The 24,087-nt window shown below is 57.5% G+C and carries 21 protein-coding genes and 1 pseudogene; 11 read left to right on the top strand and 11 right to left on the bottom strand.

All coding sequences use genetic code 11. From position 1 onward, the window contains the following. Positions 1–14: 14 nt before the first annotated feature. Entirely contained in the window at positions 15–296 is a 282-nt protein-coding gene (locus tag CLV83_RS07885) for an antibiotic biosynthesis monooxygenase family protein (protein ID WP_132289872.1), read from the bottom strand. A 127-nt stretch (positions 297–423) separates the two neighbouring features. Here CLV83_RS07885 and tusA point away from each other — a divergent pair, with 127 nt between their 5' ends. The 3 genes from tusA (at position 424) to trxC (ending at position 1,785) form a co-directional block, all read left to right on the top strand. Beyond that, a complete protein-coding gene (gene tusA, locus CLV83_RS07880; protein WP_104001415.1) occupies positions 424–666 on the top strand; it encodes a sulfurtransferase TusA in 243 nt (80 codons plus the stop codon). 2 nt (positions 667–668) lie between these two features. Continuing rightward, positions 669–1,259, top strand: coding sequence for a ProQ/FINO family protein (locus CLV83_RS07875; RefSeq protein WP_132289869.1), 591 nt, complete (start codon positions 669–671; stop codon positions 1,257–1,259). 91 nt (positions 1,260–1,350) lie between these two features. Continuing rightward, positions 1,351–1,785 carry a thioredoxin TrxC gene (trxC, locus tag CLV83_RS07870; RefSeq protein ID WP_132289866.1) on the top strand — a complete coding sequence of 145 codons (435 nt, stop codon included), beginning with the start codon at positions 1,351–1,353 and terminating at the stop codon, positions 1,783–1,785. 9 nt (positions 1,786–1,794) lie between these two features. Here the strand turns inward: trxC and CLV83_RS07865 are convergent, their stop codons facing one another. The 5 genes from CLV83_RS07865 to CLV83_RS07845 all read right to left on the bottom strand — a co-directional run bounded on the left by CLV83_RS07865 (position 1,795) and on the right by CLV83_RS07845 (position 8,814). Beyond that, positions 1,795–3,747, bottom strand: a complete 1,953-nt coding sequence (locus CLV83_RS07865; RefSeq protein WP_132289862.1) for a bifunctional diguanylate cyclase/phosphodiesterase — start codon at positions 3,745–3,747, stop codon at positions 1,795–1,797. Positions 3,748–3,761: 14 nt separating this feature from the next. After that, positions 3,762–4,436, bottom strand: coding sequence for a transglutaminase-like cysteine peptidase (locus CLV83_RS07860; RefSeq protein ID WP_341540375.1), 675 nt, complete (start codon positions 4,434–4,436; stop codon positions 3,762–3,764). A 109-nt stretch (positions 4,437–4,545) separates the two neighbouring features. Next, positions 4,546–5,619, bottom strand: a complete 1,074-nt coding sequence (locus tag CLV83_RS07855; RefSeq protein ID WP_132289859.1) for a DUF3080 family protein — start codon at positions 5,617–5,619, stop codon at positions 4,546–4,548. Continuing rightward, entirely contained in the window at positions 5,561–6,967 is a 1,407-nt protein-coding gene (locus CLV83_RS07850) for an MATE family efflux transporter (protein WP_243642312.1), read from the bottom strand. Before CLV83_RS07850 ends, CLV83_RS07855 begins: the two co-directional genes overlap by 59 nt. A gap of 95 nt (positions 6,968–7,062) precedes the next feature. Continuing rightward, on the bottom strand, positions 7,063–8,814 hold the full coding sequence (locus tag CLV83_RS07845; protein WP_132289853.1) for a PHA/PHB synthase family protein: 1,752 nt from the start codon (positions 8,812–8,814) through the stop codon (positions 7,063–7,065). A 427-nt stretch (positions 8,815–9,241) separates the two neighbouring features. On the opposite strand from CLV83_RS07845, the gene CLV83_RS07840 reads away from it, so the two are divergent. Next, complete coding sequence (locus CLV83_RS07840; protein WP_243642311.1) at positions 9,242–9,535, top strand: glutaredoxin family protein; 294 nt, start codon at positions 9,242–9,244, stop codon at positions 9,533–9,535. On the opposite strand, the gene CLV83_RS07835 is transcribed toward CLV83_RS07840, so the two are convergent. Beyond that, positions 9,523–11,463, bottom strand: a complete 1,941-nt coding sequence (locus CLV83_RS07835; RefSeq protein ID WP_132289850.1) for a transglycosylase SLT domain-containing protein — start codon at positions 11,461–11,463, stop codon at positions 9,523–9,525. The two genes, CLV83_RS07840 and CLV83_RS07835, sit on opposite strands and share 13 nt — an antisense overlap. Positions 11,464–11,626: 163 nt before the next feature. Here CLV83_RS07835 and CLV83_RS07830 point away from each other — a divergent pair, with 163 nt between their 5' ends. Then, positions 11,627–13,525 carry an ATP-binding cassette domain-containing protein gene (locus tag CLV83_RS07830; RefSeq protein WP_132289847.1) on the top strand — a complete coding sequence of 633 codons (1,899 nt, stop codon included), beginning with the start codon at positions 11,627–11,629 and terminating at the stop codon, positions 13,523–13,525. A 23-nt stretch (positions 13,526–13,548) separates the two neighbouring features. On the opposite strand, the gene CLV83_RS07825 is transcribed toward CLV83_RS07830, so the two are convergent. After that, entirely contained in the window at positions 13,549–13,986 is a 438-nt protein-coding gene (locus CLV83_RS07825) for a universal stress protein (protein WP_132289844.1), read from the bottom strand. 81 nt (positions 13,987–14,067) lie between these two features. Between CLV83_RS07825 and CLV83_RS07820 the strand changes: the two genes are divergently transcribed. Beyond that, positions 14,068–14,571, top strand: a complete 504-nt coding sequence (locus CLV83_RS07820; RefSeq protein WP_132289841.1) for a hypothetical protein — start codon at positions 14,068–14,070, stop codon at positions 14,569–14,571. Between the two features lie 39 nt (positions 14,572–14,610). Further along, on the top strand, positions 14,611–14,832 hold the full coding sequence (locus tag CLV83_RS07815) for a DUF1653 domain-containing protein (protein ID WP_132289838.1): 222 nt from the start codon (positions 14,611–14,613) through the stop codon (positions 14,830–14,832). 19 nt (positions 14,833–14,851) lie between these two features. Here CLV83_RS07815 and CLV83_RS07810 read toward each other — a convergent pair whose 3' ends face one another. Then, positions 14,852–15,562 (bottom strand): DNA topoisomerase I, encoded by a 711-nt coding sequence (locus tag CLV83_RS07810; protein WP_132289835.1) that lies wholly within the window; start codon positions 15,560–15,562, stop codon positions 14,852–14,854. A 203-nt stretch (positions 15,563–15,765) separates the two neighbouring features. On the opposite strand from CLV83_RS07810, the gene topA reads away from it, so the two are divergent. Together topA and CLV83_RS07800 are read left to right on the top strand one after the other, a co-directional pair. Then, a complete protein-coding gene (topA, locus tag CLV83_RS07805; RefSeq protein WP_132289832.1) occupies positions 15,766–18,402 on the top strand; it encodes a type I DNA topoisomerase in 2,637 nt (878 codons plus the stop codon). Between the two features lie 18 nt (positions 18,403–18,420). Beyond that, positions 18,421–18,948, top strand: a complete 528-nt coding sequence (locus CLV83_RS07800) for a DUF6586 family protein (RefSeq protein WP_132289829.1) — start codon at positions 18,421–18,423, stop codon at positions 18,946–18,948. A gap of 38 nt (positions 18,949–18,986) precedes the next feature. Here CLV83_RS07800 and CLV83_RS07795 read toward each other — a convergent pair whose 3' ends face one another. Further along, on the bottom strand, positions 18,987–19,415 hold the full coding sequence (locus CLV83_RS07795; protein ID WP_132289826.1) for a cell division inhibitor SulA: 429 nt from the start codon (positions 19,413–19,415) through the stop codon (positions 18,987–18,989). Positions 19,416–19,435: 20 nt separating this feature from the next. Next, positions 19,436–20,059 carry a transcriptional repressor LexA gene (lexA, locus tag CLV83_RS07790; protein WP_481318831.1) on the bottom strand — a complete coding sequence of 208 codons (624 nt, stop codon included), beginning with the start codon at positions 20,057–20,059 and terminating at the stop codon, positions 19,436–19,438. Between the two features lie 121 nt (positions 20,060–20,180). Between lexA and dinG the strand changes: the two genes are divergently transcribed. Together dinG and rhlB are read left to right on the top strand one after the other, a co-directional pair. Continuing rightward, complete coding sequence (dinG, locus tag CLV83_RS07785; RefSeq protein ID WP_132289820.1) at positions 20,181–22,298, top strand: ATP-dependent DNA helicase DinG; 2,118 nt, start codon at positions 20,181–20,183, stop codon at positions 22,296–22,298. A 25-nt stretch (positions 22,299–22,323) separates the two neighbouring features. Continuing rightward, a pseudogene (gene rhlB / locus CLV83_RS07780) lies at positions 22,324–23,664 on the top strand (ATP-dependent RNA helicase RhlB); the annotation flags it as partial. Positions 23,665–24,087 lie beyond the last annotated feature (423 nt).

Raw genomic sequence — 24,087 nt, 5'->3', positions numbered from 1 at the left:
TGTCCGGTGCTGGCTCAGTGCTCGTAAACGGTGATTTTTTCTTCCCGTTCCAGTAGCGGGCCCAGCGTCTCCATCATCTCGCGTCGTTCAGGGCTCGCATACCACAGCTGCCAGTCGCTTACGGTTCGGTAAGTCGCCATCACCAATCGATGGTTCGGGTCGTCCATGTCGTGTAGCACCTCCCCGGATATAAAGCCGTGCGAATGCATCGCTTTCTGCAATAGCTCGCGGGAAAGATGGTCGTAATGGATGCCCAGGTCCTCGGCGATCTGCCTTTCGATCAATACTCTAATCATTCGCCGTTAACTCCCTGTGATGTATTTATGCTTAAAGCATAATTCAGCTGCACTAAGGCGCAACTCCGGTTTCTCTGTGCCAGCGAATTTGCGACAATGGCCGACTTTATACGGTACGGATTGGATAATGGGCGAAATTGAAGCCAGTCAGGTTCTGGATGCGTGCGGTCTGTTCTGCCCGGAGCCGGTCATGATGTTGCATAATCACGTGCGCGAGCTCGCAGTGGGTGAGGTGTTGTGTATTCGCGCTACCGACCCGTCTACGCAGCGTGATATTCCCAAGTTCTGCCAGTTTCTGGGGCATGAGCTGCTGGAAGAGTTAGTCGAAGATGAAGTGTTTATCTACTTCATCCGTAAAGGGGATGCCTGAACGTGGCTGATGTGGAACAGCTGCGACAGGCAACGGAGACGCTGCTTGATGAGTGTGAGCGTCGCTTACAGGCGCTGGAGTCGGCAGGCTGCAGTGATCAGAGTGAAAAACCAGAGAGTGTGTCAGTGAACCAGACCGAAAAGTCACCGGAAACCAGTAATCGCAACCGCGCCAAGAACCGGGCAGCGAATCAGGCAGCGCTCCAGCTGCTGTTCGATACTTACCCCGAAGTGTTCAGTCGCGATAATGTGCGTCCCCTTAAAATAGGGATTCAGGAAGATCTGATTGCTGATGAAAAACTGGCGCGCAATCGTATCAAGCGAGCGCTGGCCAGCTATGTGCGTAACCCGCATTACCTGCGTAGCCTTCAGGCCGGCGCCGATCGCGTTGGTCTCGATGGCAGTGCGGCAGGCAAGGTGAGCGAGGAAGAGGCGGCTCATGCTCAGGAAAAACTGAAGCAGATTCGAGAGCAGCGCCGCGAGCGTCAGAAGGACGAGCGCGCAAAGCAGAAGCAGCAGGCCGAGCAGGTCAAAGAACAGCGCATCAACAAGAAGCTGGATATGCTGATGCAGCTGAACAAGCGGGCACGTTGATCGTCGCTTGATCTTTCGCTGCAACACCCCCATCTAACAGTGCAGAAACGCCGGTTGCCAGACCGGCGTATTACTGTTGATGGGGAATGATATGTCTACAAGCCTTACTCTCAGCTGTCCTGCTTGCCTTGCCACCAATCGCGTGGCACAGGAGCGACTGGGTGGCCGTCCCAACTGTGGTCGCTGTGGCGAAGCGCTGTTTCAGGGTAAGCCTGTGGCGCTGGATCAGGCCGGTTTTGATCGCATGCTGGCTAATACAGAGCTGCCGCTGGTGGTCGATTTCTGGGCCGAGTGGTGTGGGCCGTGCAAGATGATGGCGCCCGTGTTTGAGCGCACGGCGGCCAGTCTTGAACCTCAAGCGCGTTTTATCAAAGTGGATACCGAAGCGGCTCCGGCTTTGGCGCAGCGCTATGCTATTCGCAGTATTCCAACGCTTATCCTGTTTAAAGGTGGTCGCGAGGTCGCGCGTCAGTCTGGCGCGTTGGATCAGCGCTCGCTGGAAAGCTGGATCTCCAGCGCACTCTGACCTTCAGTTTTAATTCAACGCTTCCGGTTTGCCGTGCAGATAGCCCTGGGTGCCATCGATGCCCAGGGCCAGTAGCTGTTGCTGCTGACTGTTGCGCTCCACGTGTTCGGCGTAGGCTTGAACGTCGATGTTGTGAGCGACGCCGATCAGGCTGCGTACGAAAAAGCGGTCTTCGTCGTTGCTATCGATATCACGAATCAGTGAGCCATCTATTTTCAGGTAATCTGGCTTCAGGTTGTACAGATAACTGAAGCCGCGCGGGTGGATGCCGAAGTTGTCGACCCCGAATGTCACGCCGATAGCGCGCATCTGGGCTCGCAGTGCTTGTACCCGCTCCGGGTTGTTCAGAATAACCGTCTCGTTGATTTCAAAGCTCACTCGCTCCGGCGCAGGCAGGTTTTTCAGCTGCTCACCCAGCCATTTCGCGAAATCGGAGGCTGTGACGCTATCTTGGCCCAGGTTGATGGCGATTCGGATCCCTTCCGGCTCCCGTCTGAGGTAACTGAGAGCTGTTGAAATGGTCGCTCGATCCATCGCATCGAGTAAGCCCAGCTCCCGTGCCACGCCAATAAAACGGCTCGCCGGGCAGGGCTCGTTCTCTTCGTCAAGAATGCGGGCCAGCAGTTCGCCGTGGAGTTGCTGATGGGTGCCATCCATCAGGCTTTGGTATTGCAGAAATACCTGCCCGTTGCGGATGGCGGTCGCCACATGCTGCTGCCAGTTTTGGGAGCGGTTTTCCTGAGTCATCGTGTTGTCGGTGTACTCAAAAATCCTTTCACCCTGTTCCTCTGCGTGACTCAGTGCCAGCCGTGCTTCGGACAGTAGCAGAGCTGCGCTTCCCTTATCCTCGGAATGGCTTATACCGGCAAGCAGCGGCCGTTGCGGCACAGGGCTGCCGTCATACAGGCTGGCTATTTGCGCATCAACCTGTTCAAGCGCGCGCTCAAGCCGGGGGCGTAAACTCTTCAGCGGTTCCTGCTCTGTCAGCAGCAGGAATTCCGAGCCACTGATTCGACCGATAAGACTGTTGCCGCTCTGGCCGTCCGCCAGCTCACGGAGGCTATCCGCGATCAATTTAAGCAGGTGGTTGGTGCTGTCCTCCCCACAGGCGCGGTTGATCTCGGCAAGTGACCTTAATCGCATAAGCGTCAAAGTGGCGGGGCCAAAATCGCGCTCATAATCGATGCGTGCCCGGAGCTGCGCGATGCAGGCGCGTTGATTAAGCAATCCGGTCAGGGGGTCGCGGTAGGCGATGGTTCTGAGTTCGTCGATATTGCGCGCCTGTTCCTCGAACATCTGTCGTACCTGGCGCACCATCGTATTCATTGCCTCAACGACACTGCGTAACTCCCGCGCTTTGGGTAGCTCGGGCTGTTCGATATAGGTTTTGTGTGCCAGGGCTTCGGCCTGGCGTTCCACGGCGCCCAGCGGTCTGAGCAGGTAACGCATCAGCAGGGTTATCATTAGCGCTGCCAGCAGTGCGAGGACTGCGAACAGCAACAGCGCGCGCTGGGCTCCCTCCCAGAAACGCTCATAGGCGTAACCGGCGCTGCTTTGAACGTGGATGGTGCCGACGTTACGCCACTGGTGGGCGATGGGGCGCTCCATGGATGGAGGGTCAATATGGACCAGGCTGACAAACCAGCCCGGGACACGGTCTGATATCTCGGGTGCGGTTTCCTTGATGTAAAGCGGTTCTCCGCTGGGGTCCGTCACCGCGATACGCTGATAGAAGCCGCTGTCAAAAATCGCATTGACCGCCGTTTCGATGGTCGCGCTGTCCTTCGCAGCCATATAGGGCGAGATGTAGAGTCCCAGGTGGGTGGCGCTGTCCAGGGCGTGGGATTCGAGCTGGCGCAGAAGCATCGATTTGCCGCTGTCCGACATGACAAACAGCGTGCCTGATGCAAGACCTATCAGGACGGTCAGTACGGCGGCGATCAGTTGCTTGACCAGAGACATATCCTTGTGACCCTTTATTCAACGTTGACGTTATTGGCGTTTACCCGGGACTGTAGCTTGACCCAGGGTTTCAAACGGTCGGAGGTTCCCACCAACTCTGCCCGTCGCCCGCGTTTGCTTAGCCAGAGGTTATCGCCGTTAAAAGTATACACATGAAGCAGATCCGGGCGTTTATCCGCTGTACGGATCTCCCCGATGAGGTTATCGAGGACAAGCGGTATGGCATCCGGTGATGGGTAGTAGGTCAGTACCATGTGTGCCTGGTTCAGCTCCAGCGCCTTGACATAGGTCAGGCTCATCTTGTCGACCGGTACGCCGAGCTCTTTCAGGGTGTAGTACTTGGCGATGGCGAAGTCTTCACAGTCGCCACCATTGGTAATCAGAAACTCCACCGGTGTGGCCCAATAGTCTTCCTGCTTCCAGTGGATAATATCGTCGATAAATCGCACCTGGTTAAAGAAGGCGTTGACCCGCTTCAGTTGCTCTTCTTCAGGCGCGTTGGTCAGCTCCTTGATCAGGTCTTGCCAGGCTCGCAGTCGTTTGCCGGCCGCTTCGCCGTACAGCTCGCGAAACTGCTCGACCTGCTCAGGAGTCAGGCGCACGCCTTCCTCTGCCCGGCCAACAATGGCCAGCAGAAAAACGATCGCGCAGCAGAGGCCGATCAGATGGGAAAGGCGGAGCGCGCCCAAGCGCTTGCGCCTGCTGAGCTCTGAGATAGTTCTATGCCCTGTCCAGCGGGGTTGAGCGCCCTCATCTTGGGGGAAAACCGAGAGTCGCTCAAGTCCAGTTAGCTGGCGCTTAAGACTGGCTGCCCGGCATCATCCCGCACTGGCGTAGTAAACGCTGCCAGTTTTGGGTGTGTTGGTCGCGGGCCTTAATGTAGCGATGCCAGAGGGCATCCGGTCGTTCCGCATCAAATACCGCAGTGAAGAATTCGGCTGCGGCCGGAGGCAGGGGGAGTTGTTGTGTGATGGTAAGTTGCTGTTCGCGCCAGGTGCGCCCGGCGCGTTCCACCGCTGACAGGTAGGGCTGGAACTGTCCCGCATAGAACTGCTGAAATACATTGCGGATGATGCGCGCCTGGTTATTTGGCTGCTGCTTGAAGCAGATAGGCCGGCGCTCCAGGCGGCGATCGATTGCCGCGGCTGTTTGTTCGAGAGTATGTGTCAGCAGTGCCAGGCTGGTAAGCCATTCGGCGCCAAAGCTTGAGCGGTAGAGCTGTTCGAAATCTTTTTCAAGATTTTGTGTAAAGGCCGGTGTCTGCCAGTTTTGTCGCTGTGAGAGGCTGGCAATATCGGCAAAGTGCTGCAGGGCTTCTGTCGGCGCTGGGGTGGTTCCCTGCTCGCTCTGTGGCAGGGGCGGCGCGCCAAGAGCGAACTGCTGCTCCATCTCTTCGCTATTGTAGATCGCGTTCCAGGCCAGTCTGGGCAGGCTTTGCTGTTTGCTATCGATGATTGTCTTCAGGCGGGCGTCGAGCTCCTGGAGGTCCTCATCATCGCTGTTTGCAAGTTTGTCATGGCATTCTCTCAGGGCCGGTAGCATCTCCAGTTCGTAGATCAGGCGCTGGGATCCTGGCGCCAGTTTGGCCAGTGAAGTGTTGCGTTCAGCGATGCGGTAGAGCAGGTCGCAGTGTCTGAAGTCGAGAACATCGATCAGCCCCTCGCGGATGTCTGGAATCTCCAGCAGGCGCTCGCGTCGCGGCGGATAGGCGGGACGTTGCGACAGGGCAAGGTCGAAATCGGTCTCAACCTCCTGCTCCAGCGCATTGCCTACACGTTCGGTGTACGTTTCCAGCATATCCCGGGCGGTGGGTTTACTGCAGCCGCTGACCGCCAAGCTGGTCAGCAGTGCTGTTAGCAGTAGTGCGCGCATGACTTATCCTATAAAGCCGACTTGTCAGCAGGACGGCGCCGGTGGTCAGGCCGGCCAGCAGTCCCCACCAGTAACCGGCGACGCCGAGTTCCCAATGGCGTGCCAGCAGATGCCCTGCAGGCAGGCCAATGATCCAGTAGGCCAGGAACACCACCGCCAGGGTGACGGCCGTATCCTTGTAGCCCCTGAGCATACCTCCAGCGCAGACCTGCATGGCGTCCGCCAGTTGAAACAGTGCTGCGATGCCGATCAGTGCTACGGTGAGCTCGATCATCCTTGCAGAATCTGAATAGATCGAGGCGAGTTCGGGGCCAGCCAGCAGAAGTAAAGCGGAGTTCGCCAGTGCTATCAGCAGGGTCAGGCCAAGCCCGATGCGGGCGGTAAATCTCGCCTTCTGATGCTCACTCCCGCCGATCAACTGTCCGATCCTGATAGTCAGGGCCAGCGCCAGGCTCAGCGGAATCATAAAGATTACGCCGGTCAGGCTGAAGGTGATCTGGTGTGCCCCAATTACCTCGGCCCCATCGTTGGCAATCAGCAGTGCGATTACCGAAAACATGCTCGATTCGATCAACAGTGCGAACCCTATGGGTACGCCAAGGCGAAGAAAATGGATCAAAGCAGTCAGGCTCGGCAGTATCCATTGCCAGCTGTTGCGCACCTGGCGAAAGCGGGCTGATCGTAACAGCTGGGCCGTAGCCAGGATGAACCCGCTCCAAAATACGATAGCGGTGGCGTAGCCGCAGCCTACGCCACCCAGCGCGGGGATGCCCAGGCCGCCGAAGATAAACAGATAGTTTAGTGGGATATTGAGCAGCACTCCTGCGCAAGCGATCAGCATGACCGGGCGAGTGGAGCCAAAGCCTTCCATAAAACTGCGCAGAGCCTGGAAAAACATCAGTGCAGGAAAGCCCCAGCTGATCGCCTCCAGGTAGCCAGCGGTTTTTCGGGCCAGGTGCTCTGGCAGTTCAAACAGGCGCAGCAGCGGTTCGCTGTTATTCAGTAAAAATAGCGCAAGGATCGAAAGGCAGGCCGCGATGCTAAAGGCCTGGGCAAGGTGTGCGCCGGTGGCCGCCTCCCGGTCTGCGCCCACCTGCTGTGCCACCAGTGGGGTGGTGGCCATCAGTGTGCCGATCATCGTCAACATCAGCGGTAGCCAGAGGCTGGTGCCCAGTGCGATGGCGGCCAGTTCGTCGGTGCCGGCTCTGGCCGTCATCAGGGTGTCGACAAAGCCCATCGCCTCCTGAGCCAGTTGGGTGATCATGATCGGCCAGGCAAGGCCGAGGATCATGCCTGTCTCGCGGCAAACGCGGCAGCCTTTATCGGAAAGAGTATTGGCCTGAAGCATTTAACGAGCGCTCGGTCACATTCGAAGCAGGCCATGATAGCAAACGGGGCGCTCAAGGCGCCCCGTTAATGGTGGTTTTTCGCGAGGGGATCTGCTCAGGTGATACGACGACGCACGTATGAACCGGGTGCGGGCTCGATCGCTTTGTAGGTTTCGTTGCCATACTCTTTCGGCGCGTCGATTTTCTTGCCGGCGCGACGGCGAACCCACTCCGCCCAGTTTGGCCACCAGGAGCCTTCCTGACGCTCGGCTGTTTCCAGCCAGTGGTCCGGTCCCTGGCCCTGCTCGCCCTTGATCCAGTAGTTGCGGCGGTTTTTGGAGGCCGGGTTGATAACCCCTGCCACATGACCGCTGGCTCCGAGGACGAACTCGATGTTACTGCCGAAGGTTTCGGTCGCCTTAAAGGTGCCTTTCCACGGCGCGATATGATCTTCCACAGTGGAGAGGAAATAGCAGGGGATCTTGATCTTGCCGAGGTCAATCGGCTCGCCGCAGACTTCCAGTCCGTCCGGCTCGGACAGTTTGTTCTCCAGGTACATCTTGTTGATGTAGAAGGTGTACATGTTGGCCGGCAGGTTGGTGGAATCGCTGTTCCAGTAAAGGATGTCGAACGGCGGTGGTGTCTGGCCCTTGAGGTAGTTGTTGACCACGTAGGACCAGATCAGATCATTGGAGCGCAGCATATTGAACGAGGTGGCCAGCTCCTTGCCGTTGAGCACGCCCTGGGAATTTACCTTGCTTTCCAGCTGCTTGACCTGGTACTCGTCGATGAAAACGCAGAGGTCGCCCGGGTTTTCGAAGTCGGTGAGGGTGGTCAGGAAGGTGGCGGAGCCAACGGTGGCGTCTTTACGGTTAGCCATCAATGCCAGAGCGGTGGCGAGCAGCGTGCCGCCGACACACCAGGAAACGGCGTTGATCTTCTCGGAGCCACCGATCTCTTTGGTCAGTTCGATCGCCTTCAATACCCCGTCCTGGACGTAGTCGTCCCAGCTCAGGTCGCGTTGATCCGCGGTCGGGTTAACCCAGGAAACCAGGAAGACGTTCTGACCCTGTTCGACACAGTAGCGCACGAAGGAGTTGTGCGGCTGGAGATCGAGAATATAGAACTTGTTGATGCTCGGCGGCACGATCAGTGTCGGGCGCTCGTAGACCTGATCGCCCTCCGGCTTGTAGTGGATCAGCTGGAAAATATCGTTCTGGAACACGACCGCGCCTTCGGTGGTCGCCAGGTTGGTACCCAGCTCGAAGGCTTCCTCGTCGGTCATGGAAATCCGGCCCTTCTCGATATCGGCGAGCAGGTTCTGCAGGCCGTCGACGAGGCTCTGGCCCTTGGTTTCCAGGGCCTGCTGCAGAACTTCCGGGTTGGTCAGTGCGAAGTTGGTCGGTGACAGGGCATCGACATACTGCTTGGTGTAGAACTCAAGCTTGGACTGCTCGGACGGCGCCAGCTTGGCGTTGGCAGCCATATCCACCAGCATGCGGGAGGTCAGCAGGTAAGATTGCTTGATGTAATCGTAAATCGGGTTGGTGGACCACTCTTCGCCCTGGAAGCGGCGGTCGCCTTTTTCCGGTTGGGCTACCGGAGTTTCACTGGTATTGCCGCTGAGCAGGTTGCGCCAGAGATTGAACTGGGCCTGCTGATAATCGGTGATAGCCTTTATCCAGACGGTCGGATCTTCCAGCGAGCGCGTTGCCAGCTCGGTCCAGGACTGGGTGAACTGCCGAAAAATGTCGTCGCCACCGCTGGCTGAAAACATATCCAGCACTTTGTTGGTTTCATGTGCGACGTAGTTCATGAACTCCTGAGGATCGATGGAATAGTTACCGCTCTCTGTTTTTTTATCCATAGATATGCCGACTCCATTGCTGGTATAGGTGTGCTGTACCGGAGCTGCGGGCTCGCGCCCTTAGCATTTGACTGATTTTTGAGCATAGACTCAGGCGTTGGAGAGAACAACCACAAATAATGAGAGGTTATTGTCTGTATCCGCCAAATCCGCACAAAACAGAGTGGCATAGGGTTGTTGCAGAAAGGTTGTCGTCATTTTTTTAGTTCTGGGCGGTTGGCTGAAAGCCCCGTCAGTTAAAGCCTTGAGCGATTTTTGAAGATAAACGACAGGCTGCGTATGCAGAGAATAGTGAGAGCGTCGAAGGTATTGTCTGCATAAGCTGACATCAAAAAAATACCCTATCTGCGCCGGTGATGCGGACGATCCTCGTGTTCTGCAGGGTCGCGTGTGAAAGCTCGGGTGGGTATCCTGCGATCTCCAATAGATGTCTACAGCGCTGGAAACGATTTTTATGCCTTATCTCGAATTGATGACAACCGATGGATGCCACCTCTGTGATGAGGCGGTGGCTGTGCTACTCGCAGTGCTGAAGCCTGGCGATGCGGAGGTGGACCTGGTGGATATCGCTTTCGATGAGGTGCTAATGGACACCTACGCCACGCGGATACCCGTTGTACGGGAGCCGCGATCAGGCAGGGAGCTAAACTGGCCCTTTGATGAAGGCCAGTTCAGCGTCTTTCTTGCGGCTATCTGCGCTACTGGTGATCAATCTGCCTGATAGAACGCCAGCAGTTTTTGCTCGCTATCGCTAAGCAGCTGTGCCGGACGTCCGGCGCGGGTGTCGTAGATGACGGCGAAAGAGAGCACGTTCTGGACGTAGTTGCGGGTCTCGTCGAACGGAATCGTTTCAATCCAGATATCCAGCGGCAGCTCGCCGCGGTCCCTGAGCCAGCGATTCACCCGGTGTGGCCCCGCATTATAGGCTGCGGTGGCAAACACCCGGTTGCTGTCAAAGCGGCGGTACATCTCACCCAGGTAGGCGCTACCCAGGTCGATGTTGGTCTGCGGATCATAGAGTGAGCCCAGGCCGTTCAGCGGCAGCTGGTGCTTTTTCGCCGTGTCGCGCGCGGTGGCAGGCATCAGCTGCATCAAACCGCGGGCGCCGGCGTGGGAGCGCGCCTGAATCCAGAAGGCGCTCTCCTGGCGGGCGATGGCGGTGGCCCAGGTCTTGGTAATACCGTTGCGCTCCGCTGCTGTGTCAAACAGGGAGCGGAAAGGGTCCGGGAAGCGGATTTCCAGATCGTTCCACTGCTCGCTCTGGATTGCGCCGCGAATACCCTGGGTATACCAGCCCCAGCTGTTGACCAGGTGCGACGCCAGGTGCTGTTCTGCCGGTGTCAGTGTCTGCGTGATCTGGTTCCATTCCGAGCGGGCGTCATACAGTTCTCCGAGTTCGAACAGTTCGTGCATGCGCTGGAATGCGGGCAGGTTAGCGAGGCGCGTCAGCGTGGCCTCATTCAAGGCCGCCGGTTCGTGATTCATGCTGAAGGGGGAGTCGCTCAGCTCGGCGGCGAGAAAACCGTAGAAGGTGCGGTCCTTGCTCAGTTGTTTGAGCTGTTCGTTGACCGTCTGTCCCTGTTTGCGCTGTGCCACGCTGAGCCAATACTGCCAGCGCTCTGTCTGGCGCTCTTCGGCGGATAGCTTTCCTATCAGTGTCTCAACGCCTTTCCAGTCCTGTTCGATCATCGCCAGGCGGGCCCGCCAACCGGTAAGATCGTCGCGGCTGAAGTTGGGGTCCAGTTTCGCCAGTGTCTGGGCGGAATCCTGCTGGAAGCGTTTCGCCTTGTAAGTGCCGATACGATCGGTAATGGCGTACTGCTCCTCGAGTGGCACGGCCAGGCGGTCGCGATCACGTACCCAGAGGTCGATGGCGGCATCCAGGTCGGAGCGGCGCAGCCGGTTAACGGCGAGCATCAGCAGACGGCGGTGCTCAGGATTGGCTTTGGTGAGGATCGCGGGGTTGCCAAGCAGCTGTAGCGGGTTCTCGTACAGGGATTGTGCAAAAGCGATCTGTTCTTTGGTTGCCGGGCTCTTGGCCTGTTTGGCGGCGTATTTTGCCAGTGAAGGGTTGCCCGCCTCGAGTGCAGCCAAAACGCGTTTTAGCGCATGGGCGTCGGTTAGCTTTCCGGCCTGCATCCAGCGCTCGAAAAGCGGGTCGCAGGCATTGGGCTGGGATTTGCCTTCAACCCAAAGGCGCCCGGCGATGGTGAATGCCTCATTCAGTTGGTTGGCCGCCAGTGCCGCGCGACCGGCATAGCACTCCTGGGTCGTGCTGGGTCGATCGAGCGTTTCATACAGCTGGGAAAAGCCTTGCCAGTCGCCGCGTTCGCCCAGTGAGCTGGCCAGCGCCCAGCGTAAACGCCCCTCGAGAGGAATATCCGGGTGACGACTGCTGAAGTTGAGGGCGTCCTGTGCGTCCAGCTGGTCGAGCTTGGCTCGGAGCTGGGTATAGAGAATATAGGGCTTGAGCGGGTAGTCGCCGAGCTGCTTGAGCCCTGTGACCACCTGGGGGTTGTCGCTGCTGCGGGCGGCTTTTAGCGTATCGCGGTATAGCTCCTGCTGTTGGGTAAGGGCTGCGACCTGGGTCGATAAAGGGGTGAGAAGCAAAAGAGTAGAGATAACGGGTAGCAGCTTCTGGCGCTTCATCGGCGATTCATCCTCTGATAGCTCGATTTGGGGTTACGCTTTTTAATTGGTAGCAGTCTACCGTGACTGGAGCAGAATGTGCGATCGTTGAGGGTTTTTCATTTCTACCCCCTGTTTCAGGTAGACTAGCGCGCTTGAAACTGAAAAGAGTGCATGACGTTTTATGCCGCTGATTAAATTTGATGAATTGTGTGTGAGTTTCGGGACACGCACGCTGCTTGATCATGTAAACCTGCAGATCGAGCCGGGCGAGCGTGTGGCTTTGGTGGGCCTGAACGGGGCGGGTAAATCGACCCTGCTGAAAGTGGTCTCCGGTTACCAGCATCCCGATGCCGGCCAGTACTGGCAGGATCCTGCGATCCGCATCGCCGAGCTGCCGCAGATGCTGCCGGCGGCCGATGAGCGCCGCGTCGAAGATGTGGTGATGTCGGGCCTTGCGGAAGTCGTACGTCTGCGTAACGAGTACGAAGCGCTGGCGAACAGCCATGATCAGGCGTCCCTGGCGCAGCTCGAAACGCTTCAGCATGAGCTGGAAGCCCGCGATGGCTGGCACCTGGAACAGCGTGTGGAGACGATCCTAAACCGTCTTTCTCTGCCGGGTGATAAGACCATGGCAGAGCTTTCCGGTGGCTGGCGTCGCCGAGCGGCACTCGGTGCTGCGCTGGTGCAGGCGCCGGATCTGCTGCTGCTCGATGAGCCCACCAACCATCTGGATATAGAAACCATCGAGTGGCTGGAGGAACAGATTCTGGCCTTCCGTGGTGGTGTCCTGTTTATTTCCCATGACCGTGCCCTGGTGGATCGCCTGGCGACGCGGATTATCGAGCTTGATCGTGGCCATCTGAGCTCCTTCCCGGGTAATTACAGCAAGTATCTTGAGCAGAAAGAGGCGCAGCTTCAGGAAGAGGAGCGCCGCAATGCGGAGTTCGACAAGAAGCTGGCTCAGGAAGAGAAATGGATTCGCCAGGGTATCAAGGCGAGACGAACCCGTAACGAAGGGCGTGTCCGGGCGTTGAAAAAACTGCGTGAGGAGCGTGGTGAGCGCCGTGAGCGTCAGGGCGCTGCCCAGTTCAACCTTGAGGATGCGTCCAAGTCTGGCAAGCTGGTGGTAGAGCTTGAGCACGTCTCCCACGCCTATGAAGGGCAGACAATCATCCAGGATCTGACCCTGGCGATTCAGCGCGGCGACCGCGTCGGTCTGATTGGTCCCAACGGCGCCGGCAAGAGTACACTGCTGAAAATCCTGCTTGGCGAGCTACAACCGGATCAGGGCAAGGTGCGCCTCGGTACCAAGCTGGAGGTGGCCTACTTCGATCAGCTTCGTGGCCAGCTGGATCCGGAAAAAACCATCATCGATAACGTCTCCGGCGGCCGTGAAAGTATCACTATCAATGGCCGCGACCGCCATATTATCAGCTACCTGCAGGACTTCCTGTTCAGCCCCGAGCGTGCCCGCACGCCGGTGAAGGCGCTCTCCGGTGGTGAATGCAACCGTGTCATGCTGGCGCGGCTGTTCAGTCAGCCCGCCAATATGCTGGTGCTTGATGAGCCTACCAACGATCTGGATATGGAAACCCTGGAGCTGCTGGAGGAGATTCTGCTCAGTTACGAGGGCACTCTGCTGTTGGTCAGTCACGACCGTCGTTTCCTCGATAATGTGGTCACCAGCACCCTGGCATTTGAGGGTGAGGGGCGCGTGTCCGAATATGTGGGTGGATACCAGGACTGGTTACGCCAGCGTAGAGTGGCGGCGACGGCTTCGGTCAAACCTGCCGGCAGTGAAGCCTCGGAAGCCGCCAGGCAGGCTAAGGCAGACAAGCCAAAGGCGGGACGCAAACTGAGCTACAAGCTCCAGCGCGAGCTGGATGCCTTGCCGGCGCAGATGGAGGAGGCTGAAGCGCTGCTTGAGGCGCTGCAGGCGGAAACCAGTGCCGCTGACTTCTATAGCCAGGATCATGCCCATGTGACTGAGCGGCTTGAGGCACTAAGCGCCCAGGAACTGAAGCTGGAGGCGCTGATGGAGCGCTGGGTGGAGCTGGAGGAGATGCAGGCCGGGTCTTGACCCGGCCTGGTCGGGCAGGTCTGTCAGTCTTTCTTGACGCGCACGGCCAGCACGTCGCAGGGCGCGCCGTGCAGCACGCCGTTGGCGGTCGAACCAAGCAGCAGCGCGAGGCCGTGGCGGCCGTGGCTGCCGACGATAATCAGGTCGGTATCTTCGTTGCTGGCAACCTGGTGGATCTCAGTTTCGGTATTGCCTGTAACGACAAACTTTTTGTCTACCGGGTAGCTCAGCTGTTCGGCATAGGCGTTGAGTTTGCTGCGGGCATGTTCGTCCAGCTGCTCCTGAATGGTGGAGAGATCCATGGGCACATCACCGCCATAAGCAAAGCTAAGGGGCTCGACCACGTGGATCAGACTCAGCTGGGCCTGGTTCATGCGGGCAAGCTCAACCGCGCGATCCGAAAGTTGAGGGCACTCCTCGGACAGGTCGATGGCAAGCAGAATTCGAGAATAACGGGCCATAGTCTGGGCTCCTTGTCGACTGGACCACGGCCGTGGGGTACGACCGGGTTTTTTTAGTATCTCTTTAAGGATAATAACATCATGAAATGGTTAATCATCATCCTGGTGGTGTCATCTCTCGTGGGATCGGTGATGTGGGTCATGCCGAGTCCAAGAGAGAGGTTTCAGGCTAACCTGCGCTTGAAGGCCCGGGGGCTGGGGTTTCAGGTGCAGATCGCGCAGCTAAAAATGCCGCGCCAGAAAGGGGAGGCGGAAGCTGAGACACTCAGTGTTCCCGTTTACCGTCAGGTGCGCACCAATCTCAGCAGTCAGCAGAAAGATAGCTGGGTGAGCTGGCAGGTCTGCCGCGCAGAAACCCTGGATCAAGAGGGGTTGCCGCAAGGCTGGAGTTGGATCAGTGGCGAGGGCCGGTTGGACGGTGCGCGGTTGGCGGCACTGTGTGAGACGCTTGCTGATTTGCCAGCCGATGCGATAGCGCTGGAATCGACCCCGATCCATCTGAATGTATTCTGGCGAGAAGGTGATGAAGCCGCGCTGGATCGGATCAAAGCTGCCATCGATCCGTTGATCGAAGCCCGAATCTAAATGAGATCTGCATGGGAAACCGGATATATGAGGTCTGAAATGAGCAGTGCCCCGCAGCTTGCGCTCGGAATTTACCGTCATTACAAGGGAAAAGACTACGAGGTTATCGGGCTGGCACGCCACTCGGAAACCGAAGAGTGGCTGGTGGTTTATCGCCCGTTGTATGGCGATTTCGGTCTCTGGGTGAGGCCCTACGATATGTTTACCGAAAAGGTAGTGGTGGACAGTGGAGAGCAGGTCGCGCGTTTCGAGCCGGTCTGAAGCGGCAGCTGTGACTGGTCTACTGGTTTAAATAATCGTCCAGCGAATCGGCCAGAGCGCCAGCACCGTAATCGCGCTTGGGTTGCAGTTTGTCGATCTCCTGCTGCAGGCGCTGTTGCAGTGCCTGTTTTTGTTGCTGTGGCACCGTGGCGCGCACCAGAACCGCCTTGGCGTGTTTGTAGTGCGCCAGGGCGCCGTGGCGTTCGCCGTTCTTTTGCATCCGTTCCGCCTGGTTGATGTGCGCTTCGGTGACCATGGATACGTTGAGCCAGTACAGCTCCTGCTGATAGGCCTGGGCAAGTTGTGGCGTGATGCGTCCCTTCTTGCCCATCTCCAGCAGAAGTTTTTCAGCAAAGTTCAGATAGATTTGTGCACGACGCACCGCACGGTCGCTTTCCAGTCCGCCAGGGCGCTTCTGAATACGGTCGGTGGATTCCTTGCTGCGGACGATCTCCTGCATTAGATCCGAGTCTGGAGCCAGGGCATTGATCTCTTCGATAAGCGACATAGCGTGCTGGTTGAGCTTGTCGATGATGTCCGGGCGGGAGCCTACTTCCTTGAGGACGGCGAGTGCGTTAAGCGTATGTTCGGATTGCTGTTTAAGCCACTTCAGGCGGTTGGCGCGAAACTTATTCTGGGCCTCCCGAGTGGTGATGACATAGTTCGCCGCCAGGGCGGCAAGACCGACCAGTGCAATAAGCACGACATAGAGTAGATTGTCTGACAGCATTAAGTTTGGCACTCTGAAAAAAGAGACAGTTAGCGCCATGAAGTATAAAGTGCCCGCGCTGACTTTGCGATCTACCGGCCTTCATCTCCGTATTCCTCTATTGTTGGCCGATTTAACGCCTTTGCTTGACCCCTGTACAGGCAACACTTATATATGCACGCAGCTTCCGGGGTCGGATTTAGTTTGTTTAAGGATTTTTCTTGATGGGTAAAACGCTCGTTATTGTGGAGTCGCCGGCTAAGGCGAAAACGATCAACAAGTACCTCGGCAGCCAGTACGTGGTGAAGTCGAGCGTTGGTCATATTCGCGATCTGCCGACCAGTGGCAGTGCGACCAAGAGCGATCCCAAAGAGCGCGCCAAGCAGGCAGCGTTAACACGTAAGATGTCGCCGGAAGACAAGGCGGAATATAAAAAGCGCAAGGCAAAAGAGCAGCTTGTTGCGCGGATGGGTGTGGATCCCGAAAAAGATTGGGACGCTCACTACGAAATACTGCCTGGCAAGGAGAAAGTGGTTGATGAGCTGAAAAAGCTCGCCCGCTCCGCCGACGAAATCTATCTCGCAACGGATTTGGACCGCGAAGGGGAGGCGATCGCCTGGCACCTGCGGGAAGCCATCGGTGGCGATGATTCGCGTTTCCGTCGAGTCGTTTTCAACGAGATTACCAAGAAAGCGATCAAGGAAGCTTTCGAGGAACCGGGTCAGCTGGACCTGAATCGCGTCAACGCCCAGCAGGCGCGGCGTTTTCTTGATCGCGTGGTCGGCTACATGGTTTCCCCGCTGTTGTGGGAAAAGGTCGCCCGCGGCCTTTCCGCCGGCCGTGTTCAGTCGGTTGCGGTAAAGCTGGTTGTCGAGCGGGAACGTGAGATCCGCGCGTTCGTGCCCGATGAGTACTGGGAAGTGCATGCCGATGCGTTAACCCCCAAAGAAGAGGCGTTGCGCCTTCAGGTGGTCAAACAGTCCGGCGCCAACTTCCGCCCGACCAATGAAGAACAGACAGAAGCGGCGCTCAAGCTGCTGCGCGGTGAAACTTTCGAGGTGGTCAACCGGGAAGACCGGCCTACCAGCAGCAAGCCGTCGGCGCCGTTTATTACCTCGACCCTGCAGCAGGCTGCCAGCACCCGGCTTGGTTTTGGCGTCAAGAAGACGATGACGCTGGCGCAACGCCTGTATGAAGCGGGCTATATCACCTACATGCGTACCGACTCTACCAACCTCAGTGCTGAGGCGGTGGAGTCTTGTCGCGCGCATATCCAGAGTACGTTCGGCGATGAATACCTGCCCGCCGATCCTGTTCGTTACAGTTCCAAAGAGGGAGCCCAGGAAGCGCACGAGGCGATTCGCCCGTCCGACGTCAACATGGCACCCGATTCGCTGGTCGGTATGGATGCGGATGCTGTGCGTCTTTACGACCTGATCCGCCGCCAGTTCCTGGCTTGTCAGATGACGCCGGCGCGTTATCTCAGCACGCGCTTGCAGGTGAAAGCCGGCGAATTCGAACTGACCACCAAGGGCCGTATTCTCAAGTTTGACGGTTACACTCGGGTGATGGGCAGCAAGGGTAAGGGTGATGAAGACCTGATTCTGCCGGATGTGAAGCCGGGCGAATCGCTGGTACTGCAGGCGTTGGATCCGAAGCAGCACTTTACCAAACCTGCACCGCGGTACACCGAAGCAAGCCTGGTTAAAGAGCTGGAAAAACGGGGTATTGGCCGCCCGTCGACCTATGCGTCGATCATCTCGACGATTCAGGACCGTGGTTATGTAGAGGTTCAGGCACGCCGTTTCTATGCCAGAAAGATGGGCGATATCGTTACCGAGCGGCTTGGTGAAAACTTCTCTGATCTGATGGACTACGGCTTTACCGCCCGTATGGAAGAGTACCTCGACGAGGTGGCTCAGGGCGATATGGACTGGAAACAGTTGCTCAACCGTTTCTATACCGACTTCGAGAAGAAGCTGGAGCAGGCGCAGGATCCTGAAGAGGGGATGCGACCGAATACGCCGACGCCCACCGATATCGATTGCCCGGAATGTGGACGCAAGATGATGATTCGTACCGGCAGTACCGGTGTGTTTCTTGGCTGCTCGGGTTATAACCTGCCGCCGAAAGAGCGTTGCAAGGCGACCATCAACCTGATTCCGGGGGATGAGGTAGTCAGCGTGGATGGGGATGACGAAGAGGAGTCCCGCATTCTGCGCAACAAACATCGCTGCGATCTCTGTGGTGCGGCGATGGAGGCCTATCTGGTCGACACTGAGCGCAAGCTGCATGTCTGTGGTAACAACCCGGACTGCCCGGGGTACGAGGTCGAAAAGGGCAGCTTCAAGATCAAGGGTTATGATGGCCCGGTGATCGAGTGTGACAAGTGTGGTTCCGAGATGCAGCTTAAGACTGGCCGTTTCGGCAAGTTCTTTGGTTGTACGAACGGTGATTGCAAAAATACGCGCAAGTTGCTGAAAAACGGTGAAGTGGCGCCGCCGAAGATCGATCCCGTGCCGATGCCGGAACTGCAGTGCCAAAAAGTCGATGACACCTATGTGCTGCGTGATGGTGCCAGTGGACTGTTTTTGGCGGCCAGTCAGTTCCCGAAAAACCGGGAAACCCGTGCCCCGCTGGTCAGTGAGCTGATCCCGCACCGCGCGGATATTGATCCCAAGTATCACTACCTGCTTGATGCGCCTGAAAAGGATGAAGAGGGCAATCCGGCAGTGGTTCGGTACAGCCGCAAGACGAAAGAGCAATATGTGATGTCCGAGAAGGATGGTAAAGCTACAGGCTGGCGCGCGTATTACGTGGACGGCCAGTGGCGCACAGAACATGCGCGCAAGAAAAAGTAGCTGCTCAGCGGAGGCCTGATGAGCGACATCTATCTATCGCGGACCAACCAGAAGCTCAGCTTCGTTCGGCTTCACCTGGAGGCGCTCGATGCGTCCCAGGTGAGCAACAGCTGGAACAGGCATGGTTTGGTTGAATCCTATAACGAGTCGGTGCTGTTCCATCTTGCCGGCGCGGTGCACTCTTTCCTGCGTGAGATCGCTGAACGTTATCGAATCGATCCGTCGATGATCGGTAGCGTCAGTGATCTCCAGCGACAGCTGGAACAGACCGGTCAGGAGGCTCCTGAGGCCAATGAGCTGGTGCAGCTGGTGGATTCAAGGGAGAGTTGGCTGAGCAGGCTCTATCGTGCCTACGATGCCTGCTGGTCGGCTACGGATGGGCACCCGCAGCGTTCTGATCAATCACAAAGTCTGTCGGAAATTCACGTGGTGCAGGTCAATCCAGATCACTCTGAAGATCCGGAGCTTTTGGCGGAATACCGCAGCTGGTTTACAGCGTTGGATCAGTTGGTGGAGCGTCTGCGCGGCTCCATGCTGGAGTGGTAGAGAATTTTCTGCGGCTGTAGCGGTATTCACCGGCGGGCTTAGTGCCCGCCGCGCACCACGATCCCCTGAGTATCGCTGGCCGACGCAGAGAGCTGCAGCTGGCTCATTCCTGTCTCATCTAGATCTGAGTGCCAGGATACGACCGCGTGGCAGGTACGGGCTTCCAGGGCTCTTCTGGCCAGGTCCAGCGTGGAGTGTTTTTCGCTGGGTTTGAGAAACCAGAGGTGCTCCATGTCGACACCGGCTTCGGCCAGAGATTCGCGCGAGATCTCCGCGGGTGCGCCAACGATGGCCAGCCAGCGGTTTTGACGACTCAGTTGGGCCAGCATAGGCAGCAACAGGCCAGCAAGTGATACCTCTTTGCTGTGCTGGATGATCTCGGTAACCCGTCCGGTTAATGCATTGCTCGGCTGGGCGTTATGAGCCTGAGCCGGATTGGCGCTGTAATCTATCGCTGATGCGTACATGCTGGCACCTCTGTCTGTCTTTAAAGGTCGGCTCTTTGCCGGATCACGCCGACACCCAGCCCCTCGATCTGAAGTTCCTGTTCAGCCAGGTCTACCTCGATGGGCGCGAACTCTTCATTTTCCGCAATCAGGTAAACCATCTGTCCTTCACGATGAAAGCGTTTGACGGTGACCTCATCGCCAATGCGTGCCACCACTATCTGGCCCTCACGGGCTTCCGGTGTCTGATGTACCGCGAGCAGGTCGCCATCCAGGATGCCGATGTTTTTCATGCTCATGCCGCGTACCCGCAGCAGGTAGTCGGCGTTGGGGCGGAAAAACTCGGCGCCGATGGCGCAATAGTTGTCGATGTGTTCCTGGGCCAGGATCGGCTCACCTGCAGCAACCTGGCCGACAATGGGCAAGCCATCGTTGGCGGCTTCCTGCGGGGCTTCCGGTAGGCGGATGCCGCGGGAGGTGCCCGGTGTGATTTCGATGGCGCCTTTGCGGGCCAGTGCCTTGAGGTGCTCTTCAGCGGCATTGGCAGAACGGAAACCCAGGTCGCGGGCGATGTCGGCACGCGTCGGCGGGTAGCCGGTCTCATCGATGTGGCGGCGGATGCAGTCGAGTACTTCGCTTTGGCGTTTTGTTAGTTTCATCGTCATATGTCTATTTATACAGTACATGTAGTTTTATACAGTATTTTTTCTGCGTCAAGCAATCGTCTGTTTTAATATGCGCGCTCTTGCTATGATGCCCGCCGTTTCGATCCGGGAGGTTCCAGGTTTGCTGGACAAAGCGCTTAAAGAGAGTATTCAGTCTGCTTACAGCCGTTTTCTGGGCAGTAAGGGGTTGAGAGCGCGTGGCGCCCAGAAACAGATGATCGCGGTGATTGCTCGTGGTCTTGCGGCTATAGGTACCGGTGAAAAAGGTGAGCGCCTCGGTGAGAAGCATGTCACTGTCGTAGAAGCGGGTACCGGTACAGGTAAAACCATCGCCTATCTGCTCTCTGTTCTGCCGGTGGCTGCGGCACGGAAGAAGAAGGTTGTCCTCTCGACCGCGACGGTCTCGCTGCAGGAACAGCTGGTTAACAAGGATCTGCCTGAAATTGTCGAGCATGCCGGTATCTCTATCGACTACCAGCTGGCGAAGGGGCGTGGGCGATATCTCTGTATCAATAAGATAGAGCAGCACCTGGAACGCCAGGGCGATCTCGGCCAGATGGCGCTTTATGAAGATGAAGAAGCTGAGGTGCTCGACCCGGCAACCCGCGCACTGTATCGGGATCTGGTCGACAAGCTGGCCTCCGGTCGTTGGGATGGCGATCGAGACAATCTGCCGGATACCCTGGACGATCAGATCTGGCGGCCGCTGACGAGCGATCATATGCAGTGCAGTAACCGGCGCTGCGTCAACTTTTCCGCCTGCCCCTTTTATCGCTCCCGCGAACAGCTGGATAGTGTTCAGCTGGTTGTAGCCAACCACGACCTGGTGCTGGCTGATCTGGCGCTTGGCGGTGGTGCAATACTGCCGGATCCGGCTGATACCATCTATATCTTCGATGAGGGTCATCATCTGGCTGATAAAGCCAGTGGCCATTTCGCGTTTTCGGCGCGACTCGGGGCCAGCCAGAAGCTGCTGCAGGGGATTCCCCGCAAGCTTGGTGCGCTGGTCGAGGAGGCGGAAGGTGCGATCGCTTTGCGGGATCCGGCTGAGCGGCTGCAGCGGCCGGTTAGTGATGCGTTGTTAACGCTGGAACAGATAGATCCCATCCTGCATGCACTCTTTGACAGTGAAGAGTCGACCTCTCGTGTGCGCTTCCCTCAGGGGCGTGTATCCGAAGCGCTGAGTTTGGCCTGTCGCGACCTGACAAGCTCATCAGAGCGAGTTTCTCAGCACCTTGAACAGGTTGTTTCAGTGTTGCGAGAGGCGATGGAAGGTGAAATCGCCGAGGTGGACCGAAGCCTTGCTGAACGCTGGTATCCGCAGCTTGGCAGGCTCTGGGGGCGTGTGCAGCAGCTTAGCTGGCTGGCTCGCAGTTTTGCGACCAAAGACCTGGAAGGGCGCTCACCGACGGCGCGCTGGGTTTCACGGATCGACAATAATGGCCTGACCGATCTGGAAATGCGCAGTGCGCCGGTGTCGTCCGCCGATACGTTGAAGGAGCATCTATGGGATGTCTGCTTTGGGGCGGTGGTGACCTCTGCCACCTTGACGGCTCTGGGCCGTTTTGATCGGCTGCTGGAGCAGCTGGGCCTGCCGGCCGACACGCTCTGTGAGAAGCTGCAAAGCCCCTTTGATCACTACAATAAAGGGGTATTGGAAGTGCCGGCGATGCGTACCGATCCCGGCGACCCTCAGTCGCACACCGAAGAGGTGGCAGAGATCCTCACGGCGCGTTTAGCCAAGGCTGGCGCAGCCCTCGTTCTGTTCAGCAGCTGGCGCCAAATGCGGACAGCCCTTGAACGCCAGCCTGAATCCATTAAGAATAGGGTCCTCGCTCAGGGTGATCTGAGTCGCCAGGAGATTTTGAAGTGTCATCGTCAGCGCGTTGACAGCGGAGAGCCTAGCGTTATTTTCGGTCTGGCCTCCTTTGCGGAGGGGGTGGATCTGCCCGGCGGATACCTGACCGAAGTTATTATCACCAAATTGCCGTTTGGCGTTCCGGATGATCCGGTGGATGCCACACTCGCGGAGTGGATAGAACAGCAGGGCGGGAATGCATTTTCCGATTGGTCGGTTCCTACCGCCTCCATGCGGCTCACCCAGGCGGTGGGCCGTCTGTTGCGAACAGAGGAGGATAGTGGGCGCGTGGTGCTGCTGGATCGCCGAGTGGTGACCCGGCGCTACGGCCGACTGCTTCTGGACGCTTTGCCGCCGTTTCGCCGCGAAATAGCATATTGATTCGACAAATTACATAGGTAGTCCTTTGAGTACAGACGAGAAAAATCAGCCGAATCCGGAAAACAACAGCGCAGACAAGAGCGGCGAAAATAACGGCGACAAAAACCGTAAACCGCGTCGTCGTCGCCGTTCACGCAAGCCTGCAGCGGCGAAGAAAAAGCCGGTACAGCAGGGCTGGACTCCGGCCTGCTTCAAGGTTGAGCCTGCGGAAGGTAAAAAACGCTTCCATGATTTCAGTCTGCCTGATGTGCTGATGCATGCCATCGCTGACCAGGGCTATCAGTACTGCACGCCGATTCAGGCGGAGACAATTGAGCCCGCCCTTGAGGGTAAGGATATTATCGGCAAGGCGCAGACCGGTACCGGTAAAACGGCCGCTTTCCTGATCGGTATTATCACCGACCTGCTGGACTTTCAGATCGAGGGCGAACGTAAACTGGCCGAGCCTCGAGCGCTGATCATCGCACCGACTCGTGAGCTGGCTCTGCAGATCGCGTCGGATGCGGAAGGGCTCTGCCGATACGCAGGCCTGAGTGTCGTCTCTCTCGTCGGCGGCATGGATTACGATAAGCAGCGCAAGCAGTTGTCCGAAGCGCCTGTCGATATTCTTGTTGCCACCCCGGGTCGTTTGATCGACTTTGTACGCGGCAAGGAGATCGATCTCTACAACATCGAAGTACTTGTGCTTGATGAGGCGGACCGCATGCTCAGCATGGGGTTCATCCCGGATGTGCGCACTATTATCCGCCAGACGCCACGCAAGGGCGCGGAGCGCCAGACACTGCTCTACAGCGCCACATTCACTGAAGATGTGATGCGCCTGGCACGTCAGTGGACCATGGATGCGGTGCATATCGAGATCGAGTCGGAGCATAAAACCACGGACAACGTGTCCCAGACGGTGTTCCTGGTTTCCAGTCATGAGAAATACCAGCTTCTGATCAACTATCTGCAGGTTAACGGTATCGAGCGGGCGATTGTTTTCTGTAACCGTCGCCATGAAACGCGCTCACTGGCCGAGAAATTGCGCAAAGATGGTCTGCGTGCCGCGCTGATGTCCGGCGAGATTCCGCAGAACAAGCGCCTCAAGACGCTGGAGGATTTCCGTAGTGGCAAAATCCAGGTCCTCGTGGCTACGGATGTGGCCGGTCGCGGCATCCATATAGACGGCGTAACTCACGTGATCAACTACCAGTTGCCGGATGATGCGGACGATTACGTCCACCGCATCGGTCGTACCGGACGTGCTGGTGCGAGCGGTACCTCCATCTGCTTCGCCTGCGAGGATGATTCCTTCATGATTCCCCAGGTTGAGGAAGAAACCGGCGTTAAGCTTGAGTGCGTGCACCCTGATCCCGAGTTGCTGAAACCGCTCGAGAAGAAGGAGCCGGTTGTAACTCAGGACAAGAGTGATAGCCAAGAGGCGCATGACGAAAAACCGGTCGAAGCGGCGGTTGAGCCTGAGAGCGAAGTCGAAAGCTCCACTGAGGCTGGCGAAAACAGCGCGTCTGAAGTGGTTGCTGATTCCGAGCCTGCAGCGCCGCAGGCTGAGGAAAAGGTCTCCCAGGATCAGGGCGATAGCAGCACATCGGCGTCTGTCCTTAACGAGGTCAACGAGCAGTCTGAGGTAAAACCTGAGGCGTTGGATTCTAACGAGGTGGAGCATTCTGCAGTCGATACAGAGGAAGCTTCTTCTGCAGTGGAAGCCTCTGCTGAGCCTGAATCGGTATCTGAAAATGGGTCTGAGGCGAAGACTGAATCCGACGATGACAGCGCTGAGGGCGAGGCA

Source organism: Marinobacterium mangrovicola, assembly GCF_004339595.1.
GTDB lineage: Bacteria > Pseudomonadota > Gammaproteobacteria > Pseudomonadales > Balneatricaceae > Marinobacterium_D > Marinobacterium_D mangrovicola.
This window is presented reverse-complemented; position numbering and strand designations above follow the sequence as displayed.